At 55.4% G+C, this 26286-nt stretch carries 21 protein-coding genes, 1 tRNA gene and 1 pseudogene; 11 read left to right on the forward strand and 12 right to left on the reverse strand.

Annotated elements, in window-relative coordinates:
* Positions 1-63: 63 nt before the first annotated feature.
* Positions 64-1119: an HlyD family secretion protein gene (locus tag P0Y58_22205; protein WEK29582.1), complete on the forward strand. Its 1056-nt coding sequence runs from the start codon at positions 64-66 to the stop codon at positions 1117-1119.
* 49 nt (positions 1120-1168) lie between these two features.
* Complete coding sequence (locus P0Y58_22210) at positions 1169-2659, forward strand: MDR family MFS transporter (GenBank protein ID WEK33380.1); 1491 nt, start codon at positions 1169-1171, stop codon at positions 2657-2659.
* Between the two features lie 172 nt (positions 2660-2831).
* Here P0Y58_22210 and uvrB read toward each other — a convergent pair whose 3' ends face one another.
* Complete coding sequence (gene uvrB, locus P0Y58_22215; GenBank protein ID WEK29583.1) at positions 2832-4847, reverse strand: excinuclease ABC subunit UvrB; 2016 nt, start codon at positions 4845-4847, stop codon at positions 2832-2834.
* 287 nt (positions 4848-5134) lie between these two features.
* On the opposite strand from uvrB, the gene P0Y58_22220 reads away from it, so the two are divergent.
* Together P0Y58_22220 and P0Y58_22225 are read left to right on the forward strand one after the other, a co-directional pair.
* Positions 5135-6331: an aspartate/tyrosine/aromatic aminotransferase gene (locus P0Y58_22220; protein WEK29584.1), complete on the forward strand. Its 1197-nt coding sequence runs from the start codon at positions 5135-5137 to the stop codon at positions 6329-6331.
* A 62-nt stretch (positions 6332-6393) separates the two neighbouring features.
* Positions 6394-6469: transfer RNA gene (locus P0Y58_22225), tRNA-Asn, on the forward strand.
* Between the two features lie 57 nt (positions 6470-6526).
* On the opposite strand, the gene P0Y58_22230 is transcribed toward P0Y58_22225, so the two are convergent.
* The 8 genes and pseudogenes from P0Y58_22230 to P0Y58_22265 all read right to left on the reverse strand — a co-directional run bounded on the left by P0Y58_22230 (position 6527) and on the right by P0Y58_22265 (position 12592).
* Positions 6527-6928: a cupin domain-containing protein gene (locus P0Y58_22230; GenBank protein ID WEK29585.1), complete on the reverse strand. Its 402-nt coding sequence runs from the start codon at positions 6926-6928 to the stop codon at positions 6527-6529.
* A gap of 217 nt (positions 6929-7145) precedes the next feature.
* Positions 7146-7706 (reverse strand): DUF1285 domain-containing protein, encoded by a 561-nt coding sequence (locus P0Y58_22235; GenBank protein ID WEK29586.1) that lies wholly within the window; start codon positions 7704-7706, stop codon positions 7146-7148.
* A 10-nt stretch (positions 7707-7716) separates the two neighbouring features.
* A complete protein-coding gene (locus P0Y58_22240) occupies positions 7717-8322 on the reverse strand; it encodes a DUF4823 domain-containing protein (GenBank protein ID WEK29587.1) in 606 nt (201 codons plus the stop codon).
* A gap of 66 nt (positions 8323-8388) precedes the next feature.
* Entirely contained in the window at positions 8389-9357 is a 969-nt protein-coding gene (locus P0Y58_22245; protein WEK29588.1) for a radical SAM protein, read from the reverse strand.
* 107 nt (positions 9358-9464) lie between these two features.
* Positions 9465-10100, reverse strand: a complete 636-nt coding sequence (locus tag P0Y58_22250; GenBank protein ID WEK29589.1) for a TetR/AcrR family transcriptional regulator — start codon at positions 10098-10100, stop codon at positions 9465-9467.
* A gap of 362 nt (positions 10101-10462) precedes the next feature.
* Entirely contained in the window at positions 10463-11245 is a 783-nt protein-coding gene (locus tag P0Y58_22255; protein ID WEK29590.1) for a TatD family hydrolase, read from the reverse strand.
* A 29-nt stretch (positions 11246-11274) separates the two neighbouring features.
* Positions 11275-12261 carry a DNA polymerase III subunit delta' gene (locus tag P0Y58_22260; GenBank protein WEK29591.1) on the reverse strand — a complete coding sequence of 329 codons (987 nt, stop codon included), beginning with the start codon at positions 12259-12261 and terminating at the stop codon, positions 11275-11277.
* Positions 12254-12592, reverse strand: a pseudogene (locus tag P0Y58_22265) (dTMP kinase). Before P0Y58_22265 ends, P0Y58_22260 begins: the two are co-directional and overlap by 8 nt.
* Before the next feature lie 118 nt (positions 12593-12710).
* Between P0Y58_22265 and P0Y58_22270 the strand changes: the two are divergent.
* The 6 genes from P0Y58_22270 to P0Y58_22295 all read left to right on the forward strand — a co-directional run bounded on the left by P0Y58_22270 (position 12711) and on the right by P0Y58_22295 (position 21475).
* Positions 12711-13550 carry a deoxynucleotide monophosphate kinase gene (locus P0Y58_22270; protein ID WEK29592.1) on the forward strand — a complete coding sequence of 280 codons (840 nt, stop codon included), beginning with the start codon at positions 12711-12713 and terminating at the stop codon, positions 13548-13550.
* Between the two features lie 17 nt (positions 13551-13567).
* Entirely contained in the window at positions 13568-15808 is a 2241-nt protein-coding gene (locus P0Y58_22275; protein WEK29593.1) for a hypothetical protein, read from the forward strand.
* 82 nt (positions 15809-15890) lie between these two features.
* Positions 15891-17978 carry a tyrosine-type recombinase/integrase gene (locus P0Y58_22280; GenBank protein WEK29594.1) on the forward strand — a complete coding sequence of 696 codons (2088 nt, stop codon included), beginning with the start codon at positions 15891-15893 and terminating at the stop codon, positions 17976-17978.
* 127 nt (positions 17979-18105) lie between these two features.
* A complete protein-coding gene (locus tag P0Y58_22285) occupies positions 18106-19059 on the forward strand; it encodes a hypothetical protein (GenBank protein ID WEK29595.1) in 954 nt (317 codons plus the stop codon).
* Between the two features lie 27 nt (positions 19060-19086).
* Positions 19087-20448, forward strand: coding sequence for a site-specific integrase (locus P0Y58_22290; protein ID WEK29596.1), 1362 nt, complete (start codon positions 19087-19089; stop codon positions 20446-20448).
* Positions 20449-20713: 265 nt separating this feature from the next.
* Complete coding sequence (locus P0Y58_22295; GenBank protein ID WEK29597.1) at positions 20714-21475, forward strand: hypothetical protein; 762 nt, start codon at positions 20714-20716, stop codon at positions 21473-21475.
* A 643-nt stretch (positions 21476-22118) separates the two neighbouring features.
* Here P0Y58_22295 and P0Y58_22300 read toward each other — a convergent pair.
* Positions 22119-22802 carry a metallophosphoesterase gene (locus tag P0Y58_22300; GenBank protein ID WEK29598.1) on the reverse strand — a complete coding sequence of 228 codons (684 nt, stop codon included), beginning with the start codon at positions 22800-22802 and terminating at the stop codon, positions 22119-22121.
* 758 nt (positions 22803-23560) lie between these two features.
* The gene (locus P0Y58_22305) at positions 23561-23959 is read right to left on the reverse strand and encodes a hypothetical protein (protein WEK29599.1); all 399 of its coding nucleotides are present in this window, start codon (positions 23957-23959) and stop codon (positions 23561-23563) included.
* A 328-nt stretch (positions 23960-24287) separates the two neighbouring features.
* On the opposite strand from P0Y58_22305, the gene P0Y58_22310 reads away from it, so the two are divergent.
* Positions 24288-25097: a hypothetical protein gene (locus P0Y58_22310; GenBank protein ID WEK29600.1), complete on the forward strand. Its 810-nt coding sequence runs from the start codon at positions 24288-24290 to the stop codon at positions 25095-25097.
* Between the two features lie 355 nt (positions 25098-25452).
* On the opposite strand, the gene P0Y58_22315 is transcribed toward P0Y58_22310, so the two are convergent.
* Positions 25453-26286, reverse strand: a complete 834-nt coding sequence (locus P0Y58_22315) for a protein kinase family protein (protein ID WEK29601.1) — start codon at positions 26284-26286, stop codon at positions 25453-25455.

The following is a 26286-nucleotide window of genomic DNA, read 5'->3' on the forward strand; positions in this document are numbered from 1 at the left end:
TCACTTGTAGACAAGCCCTGCGCAGCTGTTAAATTTGCTTACATTTCTGGAACGATAGTCCCCATGCCTGCCCAACTCAAACGCCGCCTGCTGGTCTTCTTCACCTTGGTGGCCATCATCGCCCTCGCCTTCCTGGCCCACTGGTACTTCAAGGGCCGCTATTACGAGAGCACCGACAACGCCTACGTACAGGGCGAGATCACCCGTATCTCCAGCCAACTGGGCGCACGTATCGACGCAGTGCCGGTCGAGGACAACCAGCACGTCAACAAAGGCGACCTGCTGGTGCGCCTGGAGGCAGCAGACTTTGACCTGGCGATTGAACGCGCCCGCGCCACCCTGGCCACCCGCGAAGCGGAATTCGCACAGGCGCAAAGCCGCCTGACCCAGCAGGGTAGCCTGATCGCCGCCGGGCAGGCGCAGGTGGCAGCCAACCAGGCCACGTTCGACCGCTCTCGGGTGGACCTGAGCCGTGCTGAAAAGCTGCGCAAGCCTGGTTTCATCTCCGAAGAGCGGGTCACCACCCTGTCGGCAGACAGCCATGTCGCCGGCTCTCAGGTCGACAAGGCCCGCGCCGACCTGCAAAGCCAGCGCCAGCAGGTCAACGCCCTGAACGCCGACCTCAAACGCCTCGATGCACAGATCGCCAATGCCCGCGCCGACCTGGCCCAGGCCGAACTGAACCTGACCCGCTGCGAAATCCGCGCACCGATCAGCGGCACCATCGGCCAGCGTAGTGCCCGCAATGGCCAGGTGGTGCAGGCCGGTGCCTATCTGTTGTCGATCGTTCCCGACGAAGACATCTGGGTGCAGGCCAACTTCAAGGAGACCCAGATCGGCCATATGCAGCCTGGCCAGCGCGCCGAGCTGCTGTTCGACAGCTACCCGGACACCCCCATCGAAGGCCGGGTCGACAGTGTCTTCGCCGCCTCAGGCGCGCAGTTCAGCCTGCTGCCTCCCGACAACGCCACCGGCAACTTCACCAAGGTGGTGCAGCGCATCCCGGTCAAACTCACCTTCAGCGCCGACAACCCGCTGCACGGGCGCATCCGCCCCGGCATGTCGGTGACTGCCACCATAGACCTGCGCAGCGAAAGCGAAGGCCACAATGGCCGGTGACACACTGCTGCGGCCCACCGCCGAGCCCACCCGGCGCGACTGGATCGCGGTGATGAGTGTGATGCTCGGCGCGTTCATGGCCGTGCTGGACATCCAGATCACCAACTCGTCACTGAAAGACATCCAGGGCGCACTGTCAGCGACGCTGGAGGAAGGTTCATGGATTTCCACCTCGTACCTGGTGGCGGAAATCATCATGATCCCGCTGACTGCCTGGCTGGTGCAGTTGCTGTCGGCGCGTCGCCTGGCGGTGTGGGTTTCCGCAGGGTTTCTGCTGTCGTCACTGCTGTGCTCGATGGCCTGGAACCTGGAGAGCATGATCCTGTTCCGTGCCCTGCAAGGCTTTACCGGCGGCGCACTGATTCCACTGGCGTTCACCCTGACACTGATCAAGCTGCCCGAACACCACCGCGCCAAAGGCATGGCGATGTTCGCCATGACCGCCACCTTCGCCCCCTCCATCGGCCCCACCCTGGGTGGCTGGCTGACCGAAAACTGGGGCTGGGAGTACATTTTCTACATCAACATCCCGCCGGGCCTGGTGATGATTGCCGGCCTGCTGTACGGGCTGGAGAAGAAAGAAGCGCACTGGGAACTGCTGAAAAGCACCGATTACGCCGGCATCGTCACCCTGGGCCTGGGATTGGGCTGCCTGCAGGTGTTTCTTGAGGAAGGCCACCGCAAGGACTGGCTGGAGTCGCACCTCATCGTCGGCCTGGGCAGCGTTGCCCTGGTCAGCCTGATCACGTTTGTCATCCTGCAGTTTTCCAAGCCACACCCACTGATCAACCTGCGCATTCTTGGCAACCGCAATTTTGGCCTTTCGAGCATTGCCAGCCTGGGGATGGGCGTGGGCCTGTACGGCTCGATCTACCTGCTGCCGCTGTACCTGGCGCAGGTGCAGGGCTACAACGCCTTGCAGATCGGCGAAGTGATCATGTGGATGGGGGTGCCGCAGCTGTTCCTGATCCCGTTGGTGCCGCAACTGATGAAGGTGGTGTCACCCAAGCTGCTGTGTGCTTTGGGGTTCTGCCTGTTCGGCGCCGCCAGTTTCGGTTCGGGGGTACTCAACCCCGACTTTGCCGGGCCACAGTTCAACCATATTCAGATCATCCGCGCCCTGGGCCAGCCGATGATCATGGTGACCATTTCGCTGATCGCTACTGCATACATCCAGCCGCAGGATGCGGGGTCGGCATCGAGCCTGTTCAATATCCTGCGTAACCTGGGCGGGGCGATAGGTATCGCATTGCTGGCTACATTGCTGGATGCGCGGACCAAGGTGTACTTCGATTACCTGAGGGAGTCGGTGGTGCCTGGCAACCCGCAGGTGGCGGAGCGGCTGGCGCAACTGGCGGAGCGGCTGGGCAATGACAGTGCGGCGCTGGGCAAATTGAGCGAGATCACCCACCAACAGGCGATGATCATGGCGTACAACGATGCGTTTCACTTTGTCGGGATCGGGTTGGCGGTGAGCATGGTGGCGGTGCTGTTGACCCGCAAGTTGCCGCAGGGGCTCAAGGCTGGGGAGGCTCATTAAGCCAGACTTACAAGCCACGCAGCCCCTGTGGGAGCGGGCGCGCCCGCGAAGAAGGCGACTCGGTGGATGGCACCGGCAAAGCCGGTGTTCGCGGGCATGCCCGCTCTCACAGGGAACGCGTCGACTTTTAGATTTTGAGCAAAACAGTTGTTCAAATGAACGGCGTCAGGGATCAGCTAGTAATCAACCGCTCGCGCAACTGGGTAATCTCGTCGCGCAACTGCGCCGCCGCCTCGAACTCCAGGTCACGGGCGAACTGCATCATCTTGTCTTCCAGTTGCTTGATACGCTTGGTGATCTCGCCCGGGGTACGCAGTTCGGCCTCGTAACGGGCGGCCTCCTCTGCTGCCTTGGCCATACCCTTGCGCTTTTTGCTGCGGGCACCGGGCACGGTGGCACCTTCCAGGATGTCGGTGATGTCCTTGACCACGCCCTTGGGCACGATACCGTTGGCTTCGTTGAAAGCGATCTGCTTTTCACGGCGGCGCTCGGTTTCGTCGATCGCCCGCTGCATCGAGCCAGTAATGTTGTCGGCGTACAGGATCGCCCGGCCATTGAGGTTACGCGCAGCGCGGCCAATGGTCTGGATCAGTGAACGCTCGGAACGCAGGAAGCCCTCTTTGTCCGCATCGAGGATCGCCACCAGCGACACTTCTGGCATGTCCAGGCCTTCGCGCAGCAGGTTGATACCCACCAGCACATCGAAGGTACCCAGGCGCAGGTCGCGGATAATTTCCACCCGTTCCACCGTGTCGATGTCCGAGTGCAGGTAGCGCACCCGTACATCGTGGTCGGCGAGGTAGTCAGAAAGGTCCTCGGCCATGCGCTTGGTCAGTGTGGTCGCCAGTACCCGCTCACCTGCTGCGACACGCTTGCGGATTTCCGAAAGCAGGTCATCGACCTGAGTGAGTGCCGGGCGTATTTCGACCTGGGGGTCGACCAGGCCGGTCGGGCGCACCACTTGCTCCACCACGCGCCCGGCATGCTCGGCCTCGTAGGGGCCCGGGGTAGCGGACACGAAGATGGTCTGCGGGCTGACATCCTCCCACTCGTCGAAGCGCATCGGCCGGTTGTCCAGCGCCGAGGGCATGCGGAAGCCGTACTCGACCAAGGTTTCCTTGCGCGAACGGTCGCCCTTGTACATGGCGCCTACCTGCGGAACGCTGACGTGCGATTCGTCGATTACCAGCAGTGCATCGGCTGGCAGGTAGTCGTACAGGGTGGGTGGCGGCGCCCCGGCCGGGCGCCCGGACAGGTAGCGCGAGTAGTTCTCGATACCGTTGCAGTAGCCCAGCTCCAGGATCATTTCCAGGTCGAAGCGGGTGCGCTGCTCCAGGCGCTGCGCTTCCACCAGCTTGTTGGCCTTGTGCAGGTATTCCAGGCGCTCCTTGAGTTCCTCCTTGATACCCTCCACCGCCTCCAGCAGGGTTTCCCGCGGAGTAACGTAGTGGCTCTTGGGGTAAAAGGTGAACCGCGGCAGCTTGCGGAAGACTTCGCCGGTGAGCGGGTCGAAGGCGGCGATGTTCTCCACCTCGTCATCGAACAGTTCGATGCGGATGGCTTCAAGGTCAGACTCGGCCGGGAAGATGTCGATCACATCACCGCGCACGCGGAAGGTGGCGCGGGCAAAGTCCATTTCGTTGCGGGTGTACTGCAGGTCGGCCAGGCGGCGCAGCAGTGCGCGCTGGTCCAGCTTGTCGCCGCGGTCCACATGCAGGACCATTTTCAGGTACGACTCGGGGCTGCCCAGGCCATAGATGCACGACACGGTAGTGACGATGATTGCATCGCGCCGCTCCAGCAGCGCCTTGGTCGCCGACAGGCGCATCTGCTCGATGTGGTCGTTGATCGAGGCATCCTTCTCGATAAAGGTGTCCGACGACGGCACGTAGGCCTCGGGCTGGTAGTAATCGTAGTAGGAAACGAAATACTCCACCGCGTTGTTGGGGAAAAAGGCCTTGAATTCGCCGTACAACTGCGCGGCCAGGGTCTTGTTCGGCGCCAGCACCAGCGTCGGGCGCTGTACTTGGGCGATGACGTTGGCGATGCTGAAGGTTTTGCCCGAACCGGTCACGCCGAGCAGCGTCTGGTGCGACAGCCCCGCCTCGATGCCTTCGACCATCTGGCGGATGGCCTCGGGCTGGTCGCCGGCCGGCTGAAAACGGGTGACGAGCTGAAACTCGGACATGTCGGACCTCGCGGTACTGCAGTAACTGTAAATTTAGCCAGTAGTCTATACCCAAATGCGGCTATCCGGGGGCGCTTTCAAGGCCGTGCTGTCAGCGCTTGTTACAGTGGACCGGGCAATTGGACCAATGGTCGAAAAATATTTGCGCAAATAACCGGAAAAGCTGTGCCAGAGTGTCGCAGTGACCGGGCGGTATCACTATACTGACTCCCCGTTTGTGCACCGCTTCAGTGCATTCGGCTGGAGCGTGTACGTCCTATCACTCTCCAATCAGAGCCAAGGTAACAATGAGCCTGTTTTCCGCTGTCGAGCTGGCACCCCGCGACCCTATCCTGGGCCTCAACGAAGCATTCAACGCCGACCCACGTACCGACAAGGTCAACCTGGGCGTTGGCGTGTACTGCAATGAGGAAGGCCGCATTCCGCTGCTGCGCGCCGTGATCGAAGCCGAAACCCAGCGTGCCGCCCAGCACGCCTCGCGCGGCTATCTGCCGATCGACGGCATCGCCACTTACGACCAGGCCGTGCAAAAACTGATCTTCGGCGCCGAGTCGCCACTGCTGGCCGCTGGCCGCGTGGTCACCGTGCAGGCCGTTGGCGGTACCGGCGCGCTAAAGATCGGCGCCGACTTCCTCAAGCGCCTGTCGCCCAATGCCGTGGTCGCCATCAGCGACCCGAGCTGGGAAAACCACCGCGCACTGTTCGAATCGGCCGGCTTCCCGGTGCAGACCTACCGCTACTACGACGCGCCGACCAACGACGTCAACCGCGCCGGCATGCTTGAAGACCTCAACGCCCTGCCATCCGGCTCGATCGTGGTACTGCACGCCTGCTGCCACAACCCGACCGGTGTCGACCTGACCCTGGACGACTGGAAAAACGTGCTGGAAGTGGTCAAGGCCAAGGGCCATGTGCCGTTCCTCGACATGGCCTACCAGGGCTTTGGCGACGGTATCACCGAAGATGCCTTCGCCGTACGCCTGTTCGCAGAGTCGGGCCTGGACTTCTTCGTTTCCAGCTCGTTCTCCAAGTCGTTCTCGCTGTATGGCGAGCGCGTTGGCGCACTGTCGATCGTCACCGGAAACAAAGACGAAAGCACTCGCGTGCTGTCGCAGGTCAAACGCGTGATCCGCACCACCTACTCCAACCCGCCGACCCACGGCGCGACCATCGTGGCTACCGTGCTGAACAGCGACGAGCTGCGCCAGATGTGGGAAGCCGAGCTGGGCGAGATGCGCGTGCGTATCCACGGCATGCGCAAACAGATGGTTTCGCTGCTGGCCGAATACGGCGCCAACCGCGATTTCAGCTTCGTTGGCCGCCAGGCGGGCATGTTCTCTTACTCGGGCCTGACCGTTGAACAGGTGGCACGCCTGAAGAACGAGTTTGGCATCTACGCGCTGGACACCGGCCGCATCGCGGTTGCCGCGCTGAACCAGAGCAACATCCACGTGGTGACCAAGGCTATCGTGGAAGTGCTGTAACCTGTTGATTTGCCTGGGAGTGGCTTGACTTCTCCCAGGCAGTCAGTAAGATACGCGCAGATTCCGCGATAGCTCAGTCGGTAGAGCAAATGACTGTTAATCATTGGGTCCCTGGTTCGAGTCCAGGTCGCGGAGCCAAACACTGAAAAGCCCCCAGTTGCGCAAGCAACCGGGGGCTTTTTCGTTGCGCCGGATTTATTGGCTCAGTGGTTCGGTCACTGGCCTGCCCTCGTCCACCAGGCTCCAGACCAGCAGCTTGGCGGGCTGGGTCTTGCTGGCGTTGCGCGACACGCTGTGCACGGTGCCTGGGGCTTCATACCAGTATTCGCCCGCCTTGTAGGTCTTTTCCTGGTCGTTGTTGAGCTTCGATACCACTGCTCCTTCCAGCACGTAGGCCATGACTGCGCCTGGGTGCTGATGCGCGGGCGATGCTTCGCCTGGGGCGTAGCTGACGGTAAGCATGACAGCGGTTTTGCCGGGGGCATTCGAGGGTTGTTGTTGCTGCAGGACTTTGACCTGGTCGGCAACATCGCCGTGGGCCCAGGCTGGGGTTTGGGCGGCTAGCAGGGCGAAGAGGAAGATGGCTAGGCGTTTCATGCGGGGCGTCTCCTGAATGGCGATGACCTGCAGGTTAGGCCCCCGGGCGCGAGAGACAAATGGCCAATCCGGAGAAAAACCAGGAGGCCGATTCTGCCTGTGCCGGCCTCTTCGCGGGCACGCCCGCTCCCACAAGTTCTCCACAGGCTTCTGGGGCTGCGCTGTACCTGTGGGAGCGGGCGCGCCCGCGAAGAGGCCGGTACAGGCAAAAGAGCTCTCAGCTACCAGGTCCAATCGGGTAGAAAACGCCCTGGCTCCAGACCCCCAACCATTCCTCGCCGTCGATATCACGCGGCACCGCCAGCTCCACCAGTTGGTAAAACACATTGCGGTGAATCAGCGCCTCCAGGTTGCTGCGCATCAGCACATACGGTGACGGCTCTTGCGTCACGGGGTCGATGACCACACGCAGGGGGTTATCCGGCCCGGCGTCCACCTGGTCTTCAACATTGCTGGTAAAGCGCAGCACTTGCTGCTCGCCCTCCCCCAGCACCTCCAGCGCCACAGCCACGAACGGCGCATCGTCCACGCGGATGCCGACCTTTTCGACCGGAGTAATCAGGAAGTAGTCATCGCCATCGCGGCGAATGATCGTGGAAAACAACCGCACCATCGGCTTGCGCCCGATCGGCGTGCCCAGGTAGTACCAGGTGCCATCGCGGGCGATGCGCATATCGATGTCACCGCAAAAATCCGGGTTCCACAGATGCACCGGCGGCAGGCCTTGGGCCTTGGGGATCTGTGCCAGAAGATCATTGGCCTTGCCGGAATCACTCATCACGCCTGCCTCAGTCGCTCATACCCAGAAGGCTACGAGCGTACTCGCGCATCGGCGCAGCAAGCAAATCTTCCGGGGTGTTATCGTGGAACGTCAACAAACCGCCACGGCTCTTGATGCGTGCGGTGTCGATCAGGTAGCGGGTATTGGTTTCGATCAACATCATCTGCACCACACCACTGTCCCAGCCCAGGCGATCGACGGCCTGTTCGTCATACCACTCATCGCCATTGCCGATGCGGTCATCGGTACGGGCGAAGCGGGTGTACAGCACATAGTCGGCACCCACCGAACGCGCCTGGGCAATGGCTTCTTCCAGGCCCAGGGGGCCTTGGGCTCGGCGCACCAGCGGGAAATACTCGACAAAGCTCTTGAACGCCTCGTCAGCCACCGCGTTTTGCCGTGGCACCGGCCCTTTGCCCGGTGGTACGAACGCACCTTGGCCGATGAAGATGAACGAATCGGGCTGCAGGCGGATCGACAGGGTGCGGCGGGTATCGCTGTGGTCCAGCAGACCGGCATCGCTCATGTGGTAGCGCACGCCCTCGCCCATATCGCTGACATTCATGCAGCCGCCCAGCGCCATCAGCGCCAGCAGCAAGACCAGGCTACGCATCTTTCCTCCAGTGGCCGGCGACGAAAAACCGGCGAATAGCCGGCGGATGCAGCTTTTGCGCCAGCTTCAGCCACCAATCACTTTCATCACCATCACATCCCCGGAAAACGCCAGGTCCTGCTTGTCTGCCAGCGCCTTGACCAGCAGCCGCTGCAGAGCCGGCAATGCCTGATGACGTGGTCTTTGCAGCAGGTCACCGACGAAGTGGCGATTGCCCGAGGACAGGCAGCCATGCAACCAGCCTGTGGAGGACAGGCGCAAGCGCGAGCAGGTACGGCAAAACGGTACGCTCTCGTTGGCGATGATGCCGAAGTGACCAACGCCCGGGATCTGATAGCGCAAGGCTGTGGCGTCCAGCGGTGCATCGACTTGTACATAGCCATGTTTGCCGCCGATCAGCGCCAGCAACTGGTCGAGGCCGACGAACTGCTGCACAAAGGCATTGTGCTCACGGGCTAGGTGGCCCATGCGCATGAGCTCGATGAAGCGTAACTCGAAGCCGCGCCGCAGGCAGTAATCCAGCAGCGGTAACACCTGGTCGAGGTTGTGCCCGCGCATCGGCACCATGTTCACCTTGATTTGCATGCCCAGCGAGCTGGCCTGCTCCATGCCTGCCAGCACACTGGCCAGGTCGCCGCCCCTGGCAATGTGGCGGAAGGCCTGAGGGTCGAGGGTGTCGAGGGAAACATTCAGTCGACGGATACCGGCCGCCCGAAGCTGAGGCAGCTTGCGCGCCAACAGCTGACCATTGGTGGTCAGCGAGATATCGTCGAGGTCGAGCTTGGCCACGGCGGCCAGGAACGCATCCAGGCGCGGGCTGACCAGCGGTTCACCACCGGTGATGCGCAAACGCTCGATACCGGCCGCTTCGATCAGGTAAGCCACGCCGCGGGCCAGGGCATCAGCCGACAGTTCGTCCTGCGCCGCCACCAGGCGCTTGCCGTCTGGCACGCAGTAGGTGCAGGCATAATTGCAGGCAGCCGTCAGGCTGACACGCAGGTTGCGAAAGCGCCTGCCTTGACGATCGACGATCATGAATGACTCCGGCATGGATGATGAGGGGCAGGCGAAACCTGACTCATAAATCAGGTTTTTGCAAGCCCCCGCACAATGCCGGCTTCAACTTGAAGTGACGGAACGCTTCAGTTGGTCGGTTCCGGGTCGCGCTTACGCTTGTTGCCCATGCGCACACCAATGTCCATCAGGAACTGGAAGAAGCCTTCCTGATCTTCCAGCACATTGCTCCAGAACGGCGAGTGATACAGCGCTACCGCGCCGTGTACCAGCGCCCAGGCGGCGCAGTAGTGGAAGTACGGCGGTACGTCTTCGAGTTTGCCTTCGCTGATACGGCCCTTGATCAGCTGGGTCAGGCGATCGAAGTTGGAGGCACGGATGCTGTGCAGTTGCTCGACCATTTCCGGCACCTGATTGCCCTTGACCACCTTCTCTTCCAGGCGGTCGAACAAACGGTAACGTTGCGGGTCGCGCATGCGGAACTCGAAATAGGCGCGTGACAGGGCTTCCTTGTCACGGTCGACATCGGCCGAGTGCAGCAACTCGTTCAGGTCACGCTCATAGTCGAGCATCAGGCGCAGGTAGATTTCCGCCTTGGACTTGAAATGCTTGTAGATCGTGCCTTTGCCGATACCCACGGCGTCGGCGATCATTTCGACGGTGACGCTGTCCTCGCCCTGTTCGAGGAACAGTTTGAGTGCGGTATCGAGGATTTCCTGTTCGCGACGGCGAAACTCACGGACCTTACGAGGTTCTTTCTGCATGGGAAGGACTGGATGACGATCGAAGCGGTTTATTATGCCTAACTTGCGAGAAATTGCACGGATCATCCATGCATGTCTGTGTTTCACGATGCTTACGGCCATACGCTGCGGGAGGATTGAAACCTCGGCGTATTCCAAATTTGTTTAAAAAACGACCAATATAGGCTGGCACTGCGCCAAACCTGACCAATACTTGAAGTGTTGGTGCGGCGCATCCCCCCCGAGCGGCGCGCCGATAAAGGTGCTCAGGGACCGCGTACCTTTGTTTTACTCCTAATGGTCTTAACCCGGATTCCCCCCCCAGAACCCGGGTTTTTTTTGGGTGTTTCCTGCTGGCGCTCACACAACCAAGGCGCCGAGCATCAGGCTACCCGCGCCAACGGGAACAACCGCTTGAAGTTGGCCGTAGTCTGCTCCGCCAACTGCTCATAGCTGGCACCTCGCAGGGAAGCCACATACTCCGCCACTTCCCGCACATACTGCGGCAGGTTCGGCTTGCCTCGGTGCGGAATAGGCGCCAGGTAAGGCGAATCTGTCTCTACCAGCAAGCGGTCGACCGGCACCTGACGAGCCACCTCACGCAGGGCATCGGCATTGCGGAAGGTCACGATGCCAGACAGCGAGATGTAATACCCCAGGTCCAGCGCGGCCTTGGCCATCTCCCAGTCCTCGGTGAAGCAATGCAGCACGCCAGCTTGCGGCAGGCTCGCCTCTCGCAGCAATGCCAGGGTATCGGCACGTGCCGCACGGGTGTGCACGATGACCGGCTTGCCAGTCTGGCGCGAGGCCTCCAGGTGCAGGCGGAACGAAGCCTGCTGCAGCTCGGCAGCTTCCGGCTCATAATGATAATCCAGCCCGGTTTCGCCTATCGCCACCACATGTGGATGGGCCAGCTCACGCAGCAACCATTCCAGCGCAGGGGTCTCGCCCGGCGCCAGGTCAAGCGGGTGCACGCCCACCGAGCAATCGACATCGGCGTACTGCTCGCTCAGCGCCTTCACTGCACCGGCGTTTTCGGCACTGACGCCAATACACAGGAAATGCCCGACCCCGCGCTCACGGGCCGCCTGCAAGGCAGCATCGAGCGAGCCCTGGTGGGCGCTCAGGTCAAGACGGTCGAGGTGGCAATGGGAATCTACGAGCATGGGATAACAGCACACTTAAAAATGAAAAATCAACGGGTACCCGGCAGTTGCAGCCAGTGAGCCAATAGCGATTCGAGCAGCAGGGCGCGGTTGAGGTTGGCCTTGCCCAGCACCTTCTGGCGCTGCTGCAGAATCCAGGCCTGCACCTCCAGCACCTTGGCCTGGCGGCTCTTCTGCGCCAGGTATTGCACCACCTTGCGCATATCGGCCAAGCCTAACCCTTCCTCGTCCTGGGTCAACTGATAGCGCAGGATCAGGTGCGCCCAGTCGCAGAACCAGTCGAACAGCAGCAGCAGTGGCACGCCGTTCCAGGCATCGGCCAGCTGGCTGGGCGATTGCTGCTGCTTGATCAGCTTCTTCACCCCGTCAGTCACCAGCGCCCGCTGCTCGCGCACGCCTTGCGCCTGCAAGCTGACCGCCATCAATGGCGAACCGGCGGCCAGCGTCAGCAGTTCGTCGCGCTCGGCCTCGTCACTGTCGGGCAATGCACCGGCCAGCCAGGCCTGGCTCTGGGCCGGGCTTGGCTGCGGGCAAGCGACCTGCTGGCAGCGGCTTTTGATGGTCGGCAACAAGCGGCTTGGCTGGTGCGTGACCAGCAGTAGCACCGTATTGCCAGAAGGCTCTTCGAGGCTTTTGAGCAGCGCGTTGGAGGCGTTGATGTTCATCGCCTCGACAGGCTCGATCAGCACCACCTTGCGCCCGCCCAATTGCGCGGTTTGCACCACGAACGCCACCAGCTCGCGCACCTGGTCGACCTTGATCGGCTTGTCGGCCTCTTCAGGCTCAAGCACGAAGTTATCGGGGTGGCTGCCGGCCTTGAGCAACAGGCAGGACTTGCACCCGCCGCAGGCATCCGACCCTTGAGGCTGCTGGCACAGCAGGCGGGCCATCAGGCGCTCGGCCATGGCCCGCTTGCCGATACCCTGCGGCCCGTGCAGCAGGTAGGCATGCGCGTGCTGGCTGCGGCCGGCAAGCTGCTGCCAAAGGGCCTGCTGCCAAGGGTAGGCGTCAGCCACGGCAACGCTCCACAATCGCCGGTAGAAGCACATCGATGGCGCGTTGCACGGCCTCCAGCGTTTGCGCTGCATCGAGCAGGGTATAGCGCTGAGGCTCGCGCTGGGCGCGCTGCAGGTAAGCCTGGCGTACCGCTTCAAAGAACGCCTGGCCCTCCTGCTCGAAACGGTCCAGGCGACCGCGGGCGGCAGCACGGGCCAGGCCCACCTCCACCGGCAGGTCGAAGACCAAGGTCAGGTCCGGACGCAGATCACCCTGGACGAATTGCTCCAGGGTGGCGATACGCTCGACCGACAACCCGCGCCCACCGCCCTGATAGGCATAGGTGGCATCTTGTTTTCGGTTTTGTTGAAACGTAAACACTGTCGGGTTATCTTCCTTTTCTACAAAACGTAAACGCCGTTAACCCCTAATAAAATCAGGGGTCTGGCGCGGAACCAAGGAGTTTTCTGTGAGAACGATCATCGGCCTAGCGGCTCTGGCAAGGTCAGGGAAAGACACCGTAGCGTCCATGCTCCTGAGCTACCCAGGCGTAGCCGCCTTCGCTCTGGCGGATCCCTTGAAAGTCGGTTGCCAAGCCCTCTTCGGTTTGACGGATGAGGAAACCTGGTGCGATGACCTAAAGGAGAAAACGATAGAGTTGTGGGGGCGTTCGCCGAGAGAGTTCTTCCAAACCGTTGGAACCGAGTGGATGCGCAATCATAACCCAGAGCACTGGCTGATGAGAGCAGATCGTGAAATCAATCCTCCCCATCTGGCAGTAGACGAGCACCGCTCAACGTCAGGTGCGAAAGGTAAAGAGGCCCATAGCCCTTTCACCTTGGCGGCCAAAGCGTTCTTCGACCTCTCAGATGAGCAGCTACTGGATGCGGAAAAATCTTCCATCCAAGATCCTGTATGGGGTCTCTCCCCTGCTGATGCTGTAGAGCTAATCAAGCGCCATACGTATGAGATGTACCCTAACTTCGACTCGAGACGAAATGCACGCCCAGTGGAACCCCTCAAGCCACGCGGCCAAATCCCTGCTGAAGCGTCTACGGTCATTTTCAAAGACATCCGCTTTGAGAACGAGGCTGCGTTCCTACGCTCTCATAACGGGCAAATCTGGCATATCACCCGCCCGAACCTCAAGAAGGTCAATGAGCACTCATCTGAGCATGGGATCGCGCAACCTCCAGAGGATGTACTGATAGTAAACGATGGTTCTCTGAGGGATTTAGAGAAGAGCGTCGAAGAGGCCTGGCTACGCCATCAAACAAGCGTTAATGCTGTCATCAACCAGCCATTGTAATTTTTTGGACAGAACTGATGACTGCGTTCAACAAGCTTCAAATCGACTCCCAACAAACTGTTTCCAATAGAGAAGGAGACAGCTCCAAAAAGCCCACGCTTCCCACAGTACTCACTCGAAGTGGAAAATCGGTTACCTGCAGCTATGTGTTAAGCCCAAACTATCGAGCCGACTCAGCGCTTTGTCAGTCATTGGACTTAATTTTCCGAGAGTACACACCTGAGCGCAATCCCACATTGGCATACACTTTGAGGGCGGGGATTCAGCACCTTCTGGACTACGTAAACCTATTCAATAAAGGCCAGCCCGCTCCTTTACGAGTAAATTCGCTATCCGATCTTAGTGTCGAGGTCTTCGTAGGCTTTATCAATTATATTTTAGACCAAGGCACCCCACTAGCATCGGTAGTCGCGTTGAAAGGCGCAATCCAGGGCTTCGCGAGAGAAACCGGCAAAATCCCGCTGATTCAACTACCAAAAATACCTAACGGTAAACGACAAGGAAGGCCTCCGCTAAGCCCCGAAGGGTTTGACACGCTCGAGAAAGCGCTGCTTGCACATGTCGAAAAAATCCGAGAAAAGCTTGAGTTCAGAAAGTTAGCTGAAGCAGCTCTCCCATACACTGCTCAAGAAATCATGGATTCAGTTAAGCCTCCAGCGACTAAGCATAATATTTTCGCTTGGTATAGGCATTTTTTGTCCAATGACCCCGCACCAAGCACAAGGTTTGGCGAGGAACTACTTAAAAAACGGCTAAAGGAAAGCGACGACCCTGAGTTACGCGCTGCCGGCGAAAAGAAATACTACTTTAGTGCATTCAAGGAAATCTATGATCGAGACATTTCCAACTTCGCATTTGGAAGTTATAAAAATCCGTTTGCCATTGGATTTTCAAGTTGGAAAATTGACTACCCGAGAGCTATAAAGACTCTTCTTAATTATGGCTTCCCTTTCGAATACGACCTTAAAGACATTACAGAAAACTATAAAAGCTCTGGCGTTAATTCAGTTCACGAAGACTGCCCCGTCAAGCTGATATTGTATCATGCATACCTAGGCCATAACCCGCACGCTACTGGCAAACGGGGCAGCGTTGACGATTTGATGGGACTGTATTACCCCACCCGAGTAGACATGGTCGCCATTCTGATTTTCATGATGTTCCAATCCGGCTGGAACAAAGAAACGACTCTTAATATCGACAAAGACGATTTTGAGCATTTCATGACCGGCACTGTAGAATCAGCTATCAAAGTAGTCTGGTCAGAAAAGTTTCGTTCGCAAGGCAAAGGAAAGCCGTTCGAGGCTCCAAAGCGAATAAGCCTTCCAACACGCTCAGATGATCCGGTTAGTTTTTACAACCTAATTCACATAGCGCGAGAGCTTTCCGAACCGCTAGCCAAGTACCCACTTGATAGAATACCACCAGCTGGAGCCATGAAGGGGCCCAACTATTTATTCCTTCACATGATGGGCTGGGGCGAGTGGTGCCGACTAGGACGACACACCTCGAGTGCTTTTCCAAACTTTTTTGGCCTTGGCGTGAAGCACTTCCTTGAGCTGTATGAGGTTACAGAGGATGGGAAACGTTTAACCAGAACATCTGAGCTAACTGGCCGACTGCGCCCAACATGGTTGCTGTATAAAAAGAAGCATAACCCTATAGCTTTGCTTTCGATGACCATGGGCCATCAGGATCGCGACACCACCGACATCTTTTACGACAACTCCGCCGCGGCCAAGGAAAAGCGTCTATCGCGCTTGCGCTCAGAGCTTGAGGAAGTAATTACACTGCTCCGCACTAAACAGTTTACGGGGCTACTTGGAAAGCGTGCTCAAGCTGACGCATCTGCAAAGCTCAAGATCTTTCACATCCCAGGTAAAGATAAGCCGCTATGGGGGTGTGCCAATCAAGAAAATCCGGATTGGCTAGGCTCTGAAATTATTGCCAGCACTGGCAGCAAGTGCTTTGCTATCCAGCACTGCATTTTTTGCAGCCAAATTCGCATCTTTGAGGATTCTCTGCCCTACCTCATGGAAAGAGAGGCCCATTTGAGCGAGCTTTTGGATGGTGACACTAATACTGGTAGCTCCCGCATTACGGCTGAACGAAACGTGATTCAGTTTATTCTCGACGAGTGGGGCGATGAAGATGAAATCGAAGCTGCGGCGAGATACAGGCGTTATAACTCCCCATTACTGCCAAGCGACCTGAGCATTCTTGAGATCATTTTCGAAAGTGAAGACTACAATGTGTGAAGCAACATCTTGCCCTTCAGCACACATCTCAAGAACATCAAACTCACGTCAACCCAAAATACTAGCAAGCGTGGAGCAATAAATGAAGACATCTAAAAAGGGTCATCTTTTTGACGAGTCGCTTGCTATTGAAGAGGACGCTGACCTCACTGAAGACGCGGAAGATCTCAGTGACGATGAATTACTACTCCAAGATATGGATGATGATGAAGAGGAATCTGAGCTGGAAGAGCTTGAGGCTCTGCAGGAGGAGGCTGAATGCAAACTTTTGGTACCTTCTACCTCGCTTGTGAACAAGCTCGAAGCCACAGACGGAAATTTCCCGATTAGTGATACTTCCAACTATCTTGATCCCAACTGGCATTTAAAGCGCGGCAGACAGTCCGGCGCCAACAACGTGAAATTCGATAGAATCCTTCCTGGCTCTAACGCTTTGAAACGGGCTTTGATATATCACGTAATACCTGAAATCTCTCCATTTCGTTTCATTCGCTCATACCGAACAACTCATTGCTACGGGCAAAACTACAGGCTGATTGAGCAGTACATCCTGGAGCCCAACAAACTTACAGCTGAGCCTCAATACATAAAAATGATCTCAGCACCAATACTCATTAAGTCACTTGAAGCCGCAAGTGATGCTAGTGCTCGCCCACATGCTTTCGAGCTTTACAAACTTATCCGACTGTGGATACAACTATCCGAACACAGGCTCATTCCAGCAGAGCTCAGGCTAGAGGTTAAGCTTGAGGAGATTGAGTCTCGAGATCGCATGAAGACGTACTTCCAGAAAGCCTTCAGAGGCACGATGGAGGCTTGGGTTAGTTACTCAGAGGAAGATCTTGAAGTACTAGTCGATTACTCAATGTTCTGGCTAGAAGAAGCCCTACCGAAACTCATAGACCTCAAAAATTATTTGATAGAGTCCGGCACAATACTACACCATCGAAACCTCATTAATAAAACAAACCGAGATTTAGATTTTGAAAATAAAACGACCATCATCATCGACGACAAGATCGTCATGCAGCCCAACATAAGAGAGCATCTGAAGGGTGGTAAACAAAATTTCGGCTACACATGGGTTGCACCTTACTCAGCAGCATTAGATAAAGTCAGGTGCGCTATTTTCATTCTTGTCGCACTGGTTACTGGAGCTCGAAAGTCAGAGCTCGCAATTATGAAATTCTCTGACTTAACCACGGATACCAAGGGCGACTATTGGCTTCGAATAATCCGCAGCAAGACGGCGCCAAGCCCTACCCACGGAGAAGAAGACAAGTTACCGATCCCGAAGTTTGTCGGGGATATGATTCGCAAATTCGAGGACGCACGAAATATTGGTAATCTTGCCAAAGCTGGATACTTATTCCAAAGTACCTCCTCTACGAAATCCGTCGTAAAAGATGTGCTTGGCATAGTTATTTTAGTGATAAACCAACTGAAGGCCGAGTTACCCATTGAGCGTTTACACTGCCATCGCTTTAGAAAGACGATTGCTGAGATCCTGATCAATCGCGACGAGAGGAATATTGATATAATCCGGGCACTGTTTGGGCATAAAAGCTATGCCATGACGCTAAGCTACATTGCTCGAAACCCCCTAATGGTACGGACGGTGGCCATCGCTATTGAGCAGAGCTACACCCGAGAGTTCCACGAAATTGTGGCAGGCATTAAGTTTGGCGGTTATTCGGGCGATACGGCAAAGCGGATTTACGAGCAGATTTTCAAGCGTCCTGAAGATTTTACTGGGAAGCAACTGAAGCTTTCGCTTATGAGCTATATCACGCACGTTCTTGCAGCCGGTGAGCCCCTGTTTGTGCGCAGGACTGCAGTGGGTACGTACTGCTTGACAGGGGAACATTTCACCCAGATGAACCTGCCGCCTTGCTTGCATGGTAGGAAGGTAGAAAGTGAACTGATCATGCCTGATCCATCTAACTGCCAGCTTGACTGCAGAAAAATAATTGTATTGGAGACCGCGAAGCAGGCATTGCAAGATAACTCGACCTTCTATACGACTGTGCTTGAGAAGGCCCAGGGTAAGCTAAATATGCGAGCGGAGCATGAACTTCATCGTCGCATCGCGTCGATTCAATACCACCTTAAGAATCTAGAAGATACTGGTCATTCAGCGTCGCAGCTTATTGAGGTGCAGCATGTCTAATCGCTTAGTGTCATTTAAAAATGTGCCAAATAGCATCACTGCCCTTCCCAGAACTGAGGAGAGTAGCAACCGGTTGGACGGGGTTGGGTCTGTTGGTAGTGATGGCAGCGATCGTCGAGGGGTGATCGTGAATATCATCCTGGATCACTATCTGTCGGGTGGCAGAGGCAGGCTGAAGCTGGTAGATGTTGCGGATCGTGCAGGGATCAGTCGTCAAGCGCTGGATAGGTACTACAGCGATTTGAAACCTTACATTGCGGGCAAGCGTGATGTGGCTGATCTTGCCAACGGGAATGCACAGAAGGCCCAAGTCCAGACCCAAACGGCTATCAATGCTGTGGAGAATAAGTACCTAGAGCGTATCGAGCGGCTCATGGTCGATCATGTAAAAGCATTGGAGAAGGCTGAGAATTCGCACATCACCTCCCTAATGAACGCTGACCTGGTCTTGCTGGAGAGCAACAAGATGAGGATAGCGCTGGAGAAGCAGACTCTGCACAACGCTGAGTTGCTGAAGCAGATTCATGCCTTGGAACTCAAGCTGAGCTTGCCTGGAGGCCCGACCGGCGCTCAAACGTCCGGCACGCCGCAGCAAGACAAGTTGGCCTTTGACGTGGACATCGAAACGCTTTGCGTGTCCTTCCAGCGGGGGATGAGCTTCGAGGATTTTGAGGTAGCGAAATCTGCTGAGATCAAGAAGGTTAGGGAAAAGCTCGACAAATATCAGGACACCCCGAATGTGCATGTCGTCATCTTCGCTGACAGGTACATTTCAAGATTTAGAACTTTTGTTGATCGTTACAGAGCGACAGAGGAAGAGTTAAGCCTAATCGTGAGGCTTCCTCTGTTCAGCCGTAGCGAGGTTCAAAGCTTTATCCGGAATCTACCCTCTGACTTCAGAAAAAGCATCCATACACCCTACTTAAGCTTAGACAGCGAGCGGAAAGCCCAGCGTGTATTCATCTACCAGAAATTTCCGCTTCCGCCTATGGAAATCAAAGGTGCTGATACTGCAGACACCCCCAATATGTTGTGGGGATTTGACACAGTTGTCACTTACAAAATCAAACAGGGCGATTGAACCTCCGCTAAGTGCATAAGGCTTCCCATGACGCTATCCATTTCCACCAAGCTGATTGAGTACAACAGCGTCGCGACCTCAGCCGACGTTACACATTGCATTCTGATCGCTCATCAGAAAGGTAAAAAAGTACTACTCAGCCACCCAAATATGTTCCTTTATGCGAAAACCCGCCAATCCATAAAGACATCTCGGCGATATGCCATAGTTATATCTATGTTCTACCGTTTTCTTTCGACTCAGGAGAAGATGAAAGGAAAAGAACTCGGCGTGTACCATATGCTTGCCGACAACACAGATATAGAGCGCTGGCAGGTGCAACGACAGGCTGATCGCTTGGACAAGATGGCACTGAGTCCGACACTTGAGACCACTTGGGAAGACGCCAAGCTTCTGCTTATATTTTTCAATTGGTTAAATGGCAAAGGCTTTCTAAGCAATGTCGATGTACAGCTTAAAACATGGCAGGCCAATTTTAGATCCGAGAAAATGCTGAGCTACATCCAAGCAACAAGCAGACTTAAAATTGACCCAAGCAACATCCGTGTTCTCGAGAAAAAAAGCCGTCAACGCCGCTCCGACTTTTTGATCACTGACGATGAGATCAAACTGCTACTTGAGGCATACTCTGACCCTGTTTACGCATGCTTGTTCATGCTCGCACTGGGCACAGCAATGCGCCCAATGGATTTGATAAAATTTCCTTACATAGGAAATGGTGACAACAAACACATCCTCCCCTATTCAGAAATGACCAAAAAGGGCCCTACTACCAATTACATGGTTTTGGAGAGCAAAGGTAATAAGGATCGCTCCATCGTTATCAACATGGAAGACCTAGAGGAACTCGAAAAGAGCTACATTATTCCCTATTACGTGGTACGGAAAAAGCTTTATAAGGCTCGCTTTGGGCATGAGTGCCCTCCTAGCATTCTATTTTTGAACAAAAAGGGTATTCCGGTCACTGAGCAGATGATTGCGTCAAGAACGAACGACGCCAAGGAAAAACTGATCAGTGATGGCAAAGCCTTTCGGCCACATATTGTTTTCTACCAGGCAAGACACTGGTGGCCTACACAGCACATCATTACGACATTTGGGGATAGGCTGCTTACCGATCCAATGGAGGTTCTGTACCCAGCTACAGCACAGGTCATCATGGATCAGCTTGGACATGAGAGGATGGAGACGACGTACAAGTATTACATCGACATGGCTCGGGTGATCATGATGGTCTACAAAGGGAAGTCTTTAGACCTGATTCAGTCTCCTACCCATACGGTGCGCCGTTTCGTCCAGGGCCTAGATGAGTCAGATGAATTGATGAGTGCGGCTGGTACTCATGAAGACGAGGATGATGATTGGAAAGAGGATGATGGCGAGGCCTAGTCGCCCTCAAGCCAACGTAAACAACCCGGGGCCCACGTCGAGGCCCCTCGGTTCTGAGCCGGACTCTTCGAGCCGAAACGGCGACTTCAGCCCCCCTCTCCCCTTAGCTTTGGCGTTAGACCCATATGTACTCCAGCAACGCCTCACCCACCTTTGCCGCTCCCCCTTGGGGCTTCTGCCCCATGACCGCGTTTCCGAAAAATCGCCCAGACTGTGTCATATTTGAGCGTTTCGGTCAGAATAATTTAGCTAATAGATGACAGAGATGAACGATACCCAGCAAGAGATCGAGCGCGTGAGGAGTAGTGTCGACACTGCCAGGCAGGAGATCGAACTGGCAGTCATGTTCCATGAGACGTGGCGGCCTGCTGCATATGACACCGCCCTTCATGCCCGCATCGGTACTTCCTATGCTGCACATGCATTCGAGATCATTCGTTTGTCGCTACGTCGTGAATTGCTAATGGCTCTGATGCGAGTATGGGACACCAACAAGCAAGCAGTGAGGATGAGCCTGATCGCTGATCGCCTTCGAGATAAGAAATTCTTTGAAGCTCTAATTCAATTCCGAGCTGACCGCATAGGTCTTCAATCCAGATTCACACCTAACGCCATGAGAGAGGCTCTCACACCCAAACGGGATCAGGTACTTGAACTGATCGATAAGTACAGCATGAACGGAACAGCCTACGAGGTTCTGCAGAGGCTAAGGACTCTACGTCACCAACATCTCGCACATCGGCAATTGCCAAATGCACCGATAGCAATAGTGGGATCAGATACCCCGACTCAACAAGACAAGGACAGTGGGCCGTCGGTTTGGGCGACCGATGACGAAATTGAGTCCTTCTACAAAGACAATCTCGAAATCATGAGTTTACTGTTGAGCTTGGTTCAGGGTCTGGCATTCGACCTATCGGACGCCACTGACGTATACAAGCATCATGCGAAATACTTCTGGGCTTCTGCTTGCGGCGAGCGCACCGAGGGACACCCCGATTATCGTCCACCGCTGCCAGGCTCGTGACAGGAGGTGCGGCGGGATCCCGCGATCATAGTGTCATTCCACGTTCCTTATCAGAGCTGGCTTTTAGAGCTCGATTTGTCCAAGCACCCGCCAGAGGGCTCCGGCCGAACCGCAAATACTCGAGGCGTTGCTTCCCCGTCACAGCTACTCCGGGAGAAAGGGCCTGCAAATTCAGTCGCACCTCACGCCCCCATTGTTTCCGCTCAAAAGAGGTAAGGGAACAGGTAGCGCAGACCGCTGAACGCGCCCATCCGCCCTCGCCAAGGGCCCTCAAGATGGAGTGGGAAAGCTATCGCGAGCTACAGAATCCGTCTATGCTATTTTTCTTGCGCTACGGAAGACGTGCCCATGACTGATTATGTAGATTACAACGAGCTTGACGATGACATAGACGAAGAAGTCTTCGACGAGCAAGACTGAGGGTTTACCAGCCGTAGGTACAACCACATTAATATGAGACCCGCTTCGGCGGGTTTCTTCATGCCCCTACTCGGCCATCGCACAAAGCCTCCGGCTAAATGGTTGGCATCCGGTATGCTGCTCTCGCTGGTCGCTCTGCCTAGAAGGAATGCAGACGAAGCAGCCGGACTCTGCGAGCCCGAAGCGTCGATTGCTACAACGAAGCGGGAAACCACTTCATGTCTCAGCTTATGACCGAGCCGTCGATTGCCATGAGTGACCGGAATGCAACGCCATACGCCTCGAAGCCTAGCCGGGGCCACTCAGATTTGTAGTCCAGCGAATCATGATGATGCCCATGCACGACCATTTTCACGCCCATTGCCTGGGCGAGATCATCGATCTCTGAGTAGCCGTATGGGTGACAGCTAGGGGCCTCATGGCAGACCAGAATATCTGCTTTCTCCATAGCGAGCGTGAAGTAGTCGTCCGGGTAGATAGCAGAAAGCGCGTGCTGCTTTTTGGTGGCAACGATGTCTGCATGCTGCGGCCTGAGAGCTAGGCGCTGGAGGAAGTCCTCATAATTCTGGACGCCGGTATCAGGGCTACCTGGTAGCCAGACTTGCGACTCGAAGGTGCCACCTAGTCCTGCTATGCGGTGGCCAGCAATCTCCACTACACGGCCATGCAGGCTACGGTCAGCGAAGTCGCTGCCATGCAGATTGTGCCAGTAGCTCCATTGATCCGTGTCGTGATTGCCATGTATGTACCAGATCTCAGTGAAACCACGGATCGGACGCAGGATCGTGTCGAGTGGCAAGCTGCACTCAAGATCGCCAAGAAAAATCACTGCCTCAGGGCGATGAAGCTTCACCAGCCTAATGACATGATCAAAACGCCCATGCACATCACCGAGAAACCAAATCATTCCTTAGACCCTGCTGTAACTCTGCGGTTGGCTTGCGGTGAACTGCCCTTTAAGCGCGTCCCACCCTCCCCGCACCAATCCGTTCCTAATGCCGACAATCCATCAATGCGCGGCTAGGCCAGGGCCGAGGATCATTTCCTCAGAGTCTTCTCGTCGCGTCGGCTCACTCCGTAATAGGATTTGCCGTCCTTTGCCATGCGCCAAGGATCAGAAAATTGACGAGGGTGAGGGAGCTCAGAGTCAGGATCATTCGCGAGCTGCCGGCGTACAGCTGTACGGTAACTACAGTGCCATGCTTGCTTGTCGGAACGCTCGCTTGCAGCTGAGGTAATACCGCGTATCGGGGTTTTGCGACGACTTCTGCTCATATTGGGATCAAGACTGGTGAAGCACGTTAGTACGTGCTTGCCCTGCTCGGCAGAACTTTTCAGGCTAGCACAACTGTTGAGGATTACACCAATACTCTTGAGCTGAGGCAAGAGCGTCCTCTGGCCTTGCATGGCACGGTTTCATGTTTCTGAACATCCGCGATTCGACGCCGGCGTAGCTTTCTGTCGGAGCACCGACTTGCTAATAGAGTCCTTTCAATGATCCTGATAGGAAGCCTGTTGGAGTAAAGGTATAGGCGGCTTCTTCGAGCCCGTATTAGCGACTTACACATTATATCGCCCACGGGCAATCGATAGCCTGCTTCCAGGTGCGGGCGCAGTCTGTTGCCTAGCTAGGGATTGCTCACACATGGGAAAGCCGGCAGCTTGCTAAACCAGATCGTCATCGTCCTCCCAGTCGTTATCAAGGCTGAACGAGTCCATTGATCGACGAGACGGACGCTGACGGGGCGGTTCGGCACCACTCATTGCTTCAACAAACCTCTTCTCGAACTCGGCCTCGATTCCAGAGGCTGGAGCAGCCGCGATCTGCTCGAGTATCACCGAAAAGATCTTCACCCCCCTCTCTTTCAGAAAGGCAGCTACGGTGGTGAGATTCTTGAACACCCTAGGGTTGCCGCGCTGTGTGAACAGGGTGTGCGCTAGGTCGGAATGCCCAACCTGCAAGGTGTAGCCGTCAGCTTGAGCCAAGACTCGGACTTCACACTCAGCCACCTCTAGGTGGAATTGCAGCTGCCGCTCGTTGATAGGAAAATCGATGCCGGCCATTTCAATCCTTGGATTTCGACTTCAAAAATAAAACCTTGCCATCAAAAAGCATTTTTTGATTGATTGCAACACTTTAGAAAATACTAATAGGCCTCCGCTATAGCCTTCTAGAAACCGCTAATCCTGTGGCCTAGACGCCATCATACAAACGCGCCTATATCTAGATACAGACGGCCACGTCCCTGTAAATTCTGCTTCATCACGGAACGGAGCCTATTGCCATGCCTAACCTAATTGCCCTTGTCGAGGCGGCTAACTCGACTAATCCACTAATTTTGGCCCTTTGCGTCACATTGATCCTTAGCTTGGCAGTGTTGAGGAACGGTAAATGAGTGCGCCAAAGCCTGATCTCCGCTGGGCAAAAATGCCTAATCGGTGGGCGATGTCTAAGGAACTGGTTAAGTTCGGCGAGGTGAACGACCAAGGGAACGTTGACCTGGCGACGGTCAACACCTCCCTAGCTGCTCTGAAGGTGTATCTGGCCATCTGCACCCGGGCGAACTACCAAACAGGAATCGCCAAGACGACGTATCCAGAGCTCTGTGACTTGGTTGGACATTCGCGGAATGTGATTGCACGCTCGCTCGAAGTGCTTGAGAGCTTTGGGTACATTCGCCGTGATACTGGGAAGACCAGGGACGGCTCACTGATCTATGTCGAGAAATGGCTTGAGGATGAGGGGTTCGCCAAGATCCCTAAAAGCTGGCTCTACCAAGGCCGTGGGCCGAAACAAGATCAGTCGAGTGAGCACAAGGTAACAAAGCTGGTGAAGCTCAAGGCTTTTGGCTTCAACAAGCGCGTTTCACTGCAGGCGCTCAAGATCTACATCTTGCTACTGGCCATGCGCCGCCGCGACTATCCTAAGGGCGACGGCTTGACTGTGATCAGCTACGACATGATCGCTGACTACACGGGTGTGGGTCGCCACTCGGTGAGTCCTGCGATCACCCTGCTTATGGAAATGAACCTCATTACGTTCCGCTCTGGCAACCATGGCGGGAACGATGCCATGGACTTTGATAGGACTAACCGCTACTTGATCAAGGGCCTCAACGTGCGTTATCAAGGGCTGACCGACGACGTCTCCCTTCATGTGCCAGCAGCTCGAGGCCCAGCTCAGCCTGAGCAATCTGGCTAACGGCACTCAGTGTCGGGAAAAATGATCGATATACTTCTAACCAATAAACCCATGGCGTGAAATGAATGCTGACTAGCTTACCGCAGCCTGCTTGGCAAGGTAGTGGTGGCGAGGAATGCCTAACTGAACGACCCGTTGCTTTTATCGGGAACCCCTGAGTTTAACGGCATGCATAACACGCCCGCATTGTCGAAGAATTTACTGGCACAAATTAGCTGCCACTACAGCTTCTACTCAGGCAAACCGCAACAGCACACCCTTTTACAATTTATTCACGAAGTCGAGCACCACCTTTTTATAAAAACACACATGGATAGCTTAATTAATTTACAGAGTGCACGCCTTGAGTTACGACTTACTTCCAGCCCCGAATTGAACTTATAAAAACATTCGAATAAGACTCCCTTTCGCCAGGGCAATGGCTAGTAAAAGATTTTATAGCCTCAGTGAGCGCATCCTGGGCAGGGACAGGTACCCATGGATGAAATGTCAACGCTTGATTTCGCGACGAAATAAACCAGTGCCATATATCATCACGCGAAGACAGCCTCGACAGCAATACTCCAAAACTAAACCAATCAAACCCAAAAGACAAATGCTCATCTGGTGGAGTATGATAATACATTGCGCCCCTACGGAGCGAAACACACTCACCTATCTTTATACTCGCACCAAAGTCACAAAGCTTGAAACTCGCAGTGCCTTTCTGCGGTTGAGCACCAATCAGAATATTGGCAGGACAGATATCACCATGTATTACACCGACTTGATGAATATATTTTATAGATTCAAAAACCTCCTGTGCAATGATTATGAAATCCTCCCACTTCCGTAGGCCATTAGATATTATGAGATCTTCTAAATCAGAGGCATACGCGGGCATAATAATATATGGGACATTGATTACATCATCCAAAATAGTTCTAAATTTATGCCATCCCGACGCAAGAGGCTTGACGACATTCAGGTGATTTAGAGCTTTAAGGATTTCGATCTCTTTTTCAATTAGCGTGGAATTATACTGCGAACCAGGATTCGCCAGCTTAATAAAAGCCGGCTGCGCATTAAACTCAGTAAAACCAAAAAAAGAGGTGCGACTTGGAGTTGCTCTATTCTTGAACCTCCACTCGGACACTACATGACCGTCAACTGAATCAATCTTCCATACAAGCTCCTCTGAGACTTCCAC

This window comes from Candidatus Pseudomonas phytovorans (genome assembly GCA_029202525.1).
In the GTDB taxonomy this organism is placed as follows: Bacteria; Pseudomonadota; Gammaproteobacteria; order Pseudomonadales; family Pseudomonadaceae; genus Aquipseudomonas; species Aquipseudomonas phytovorans.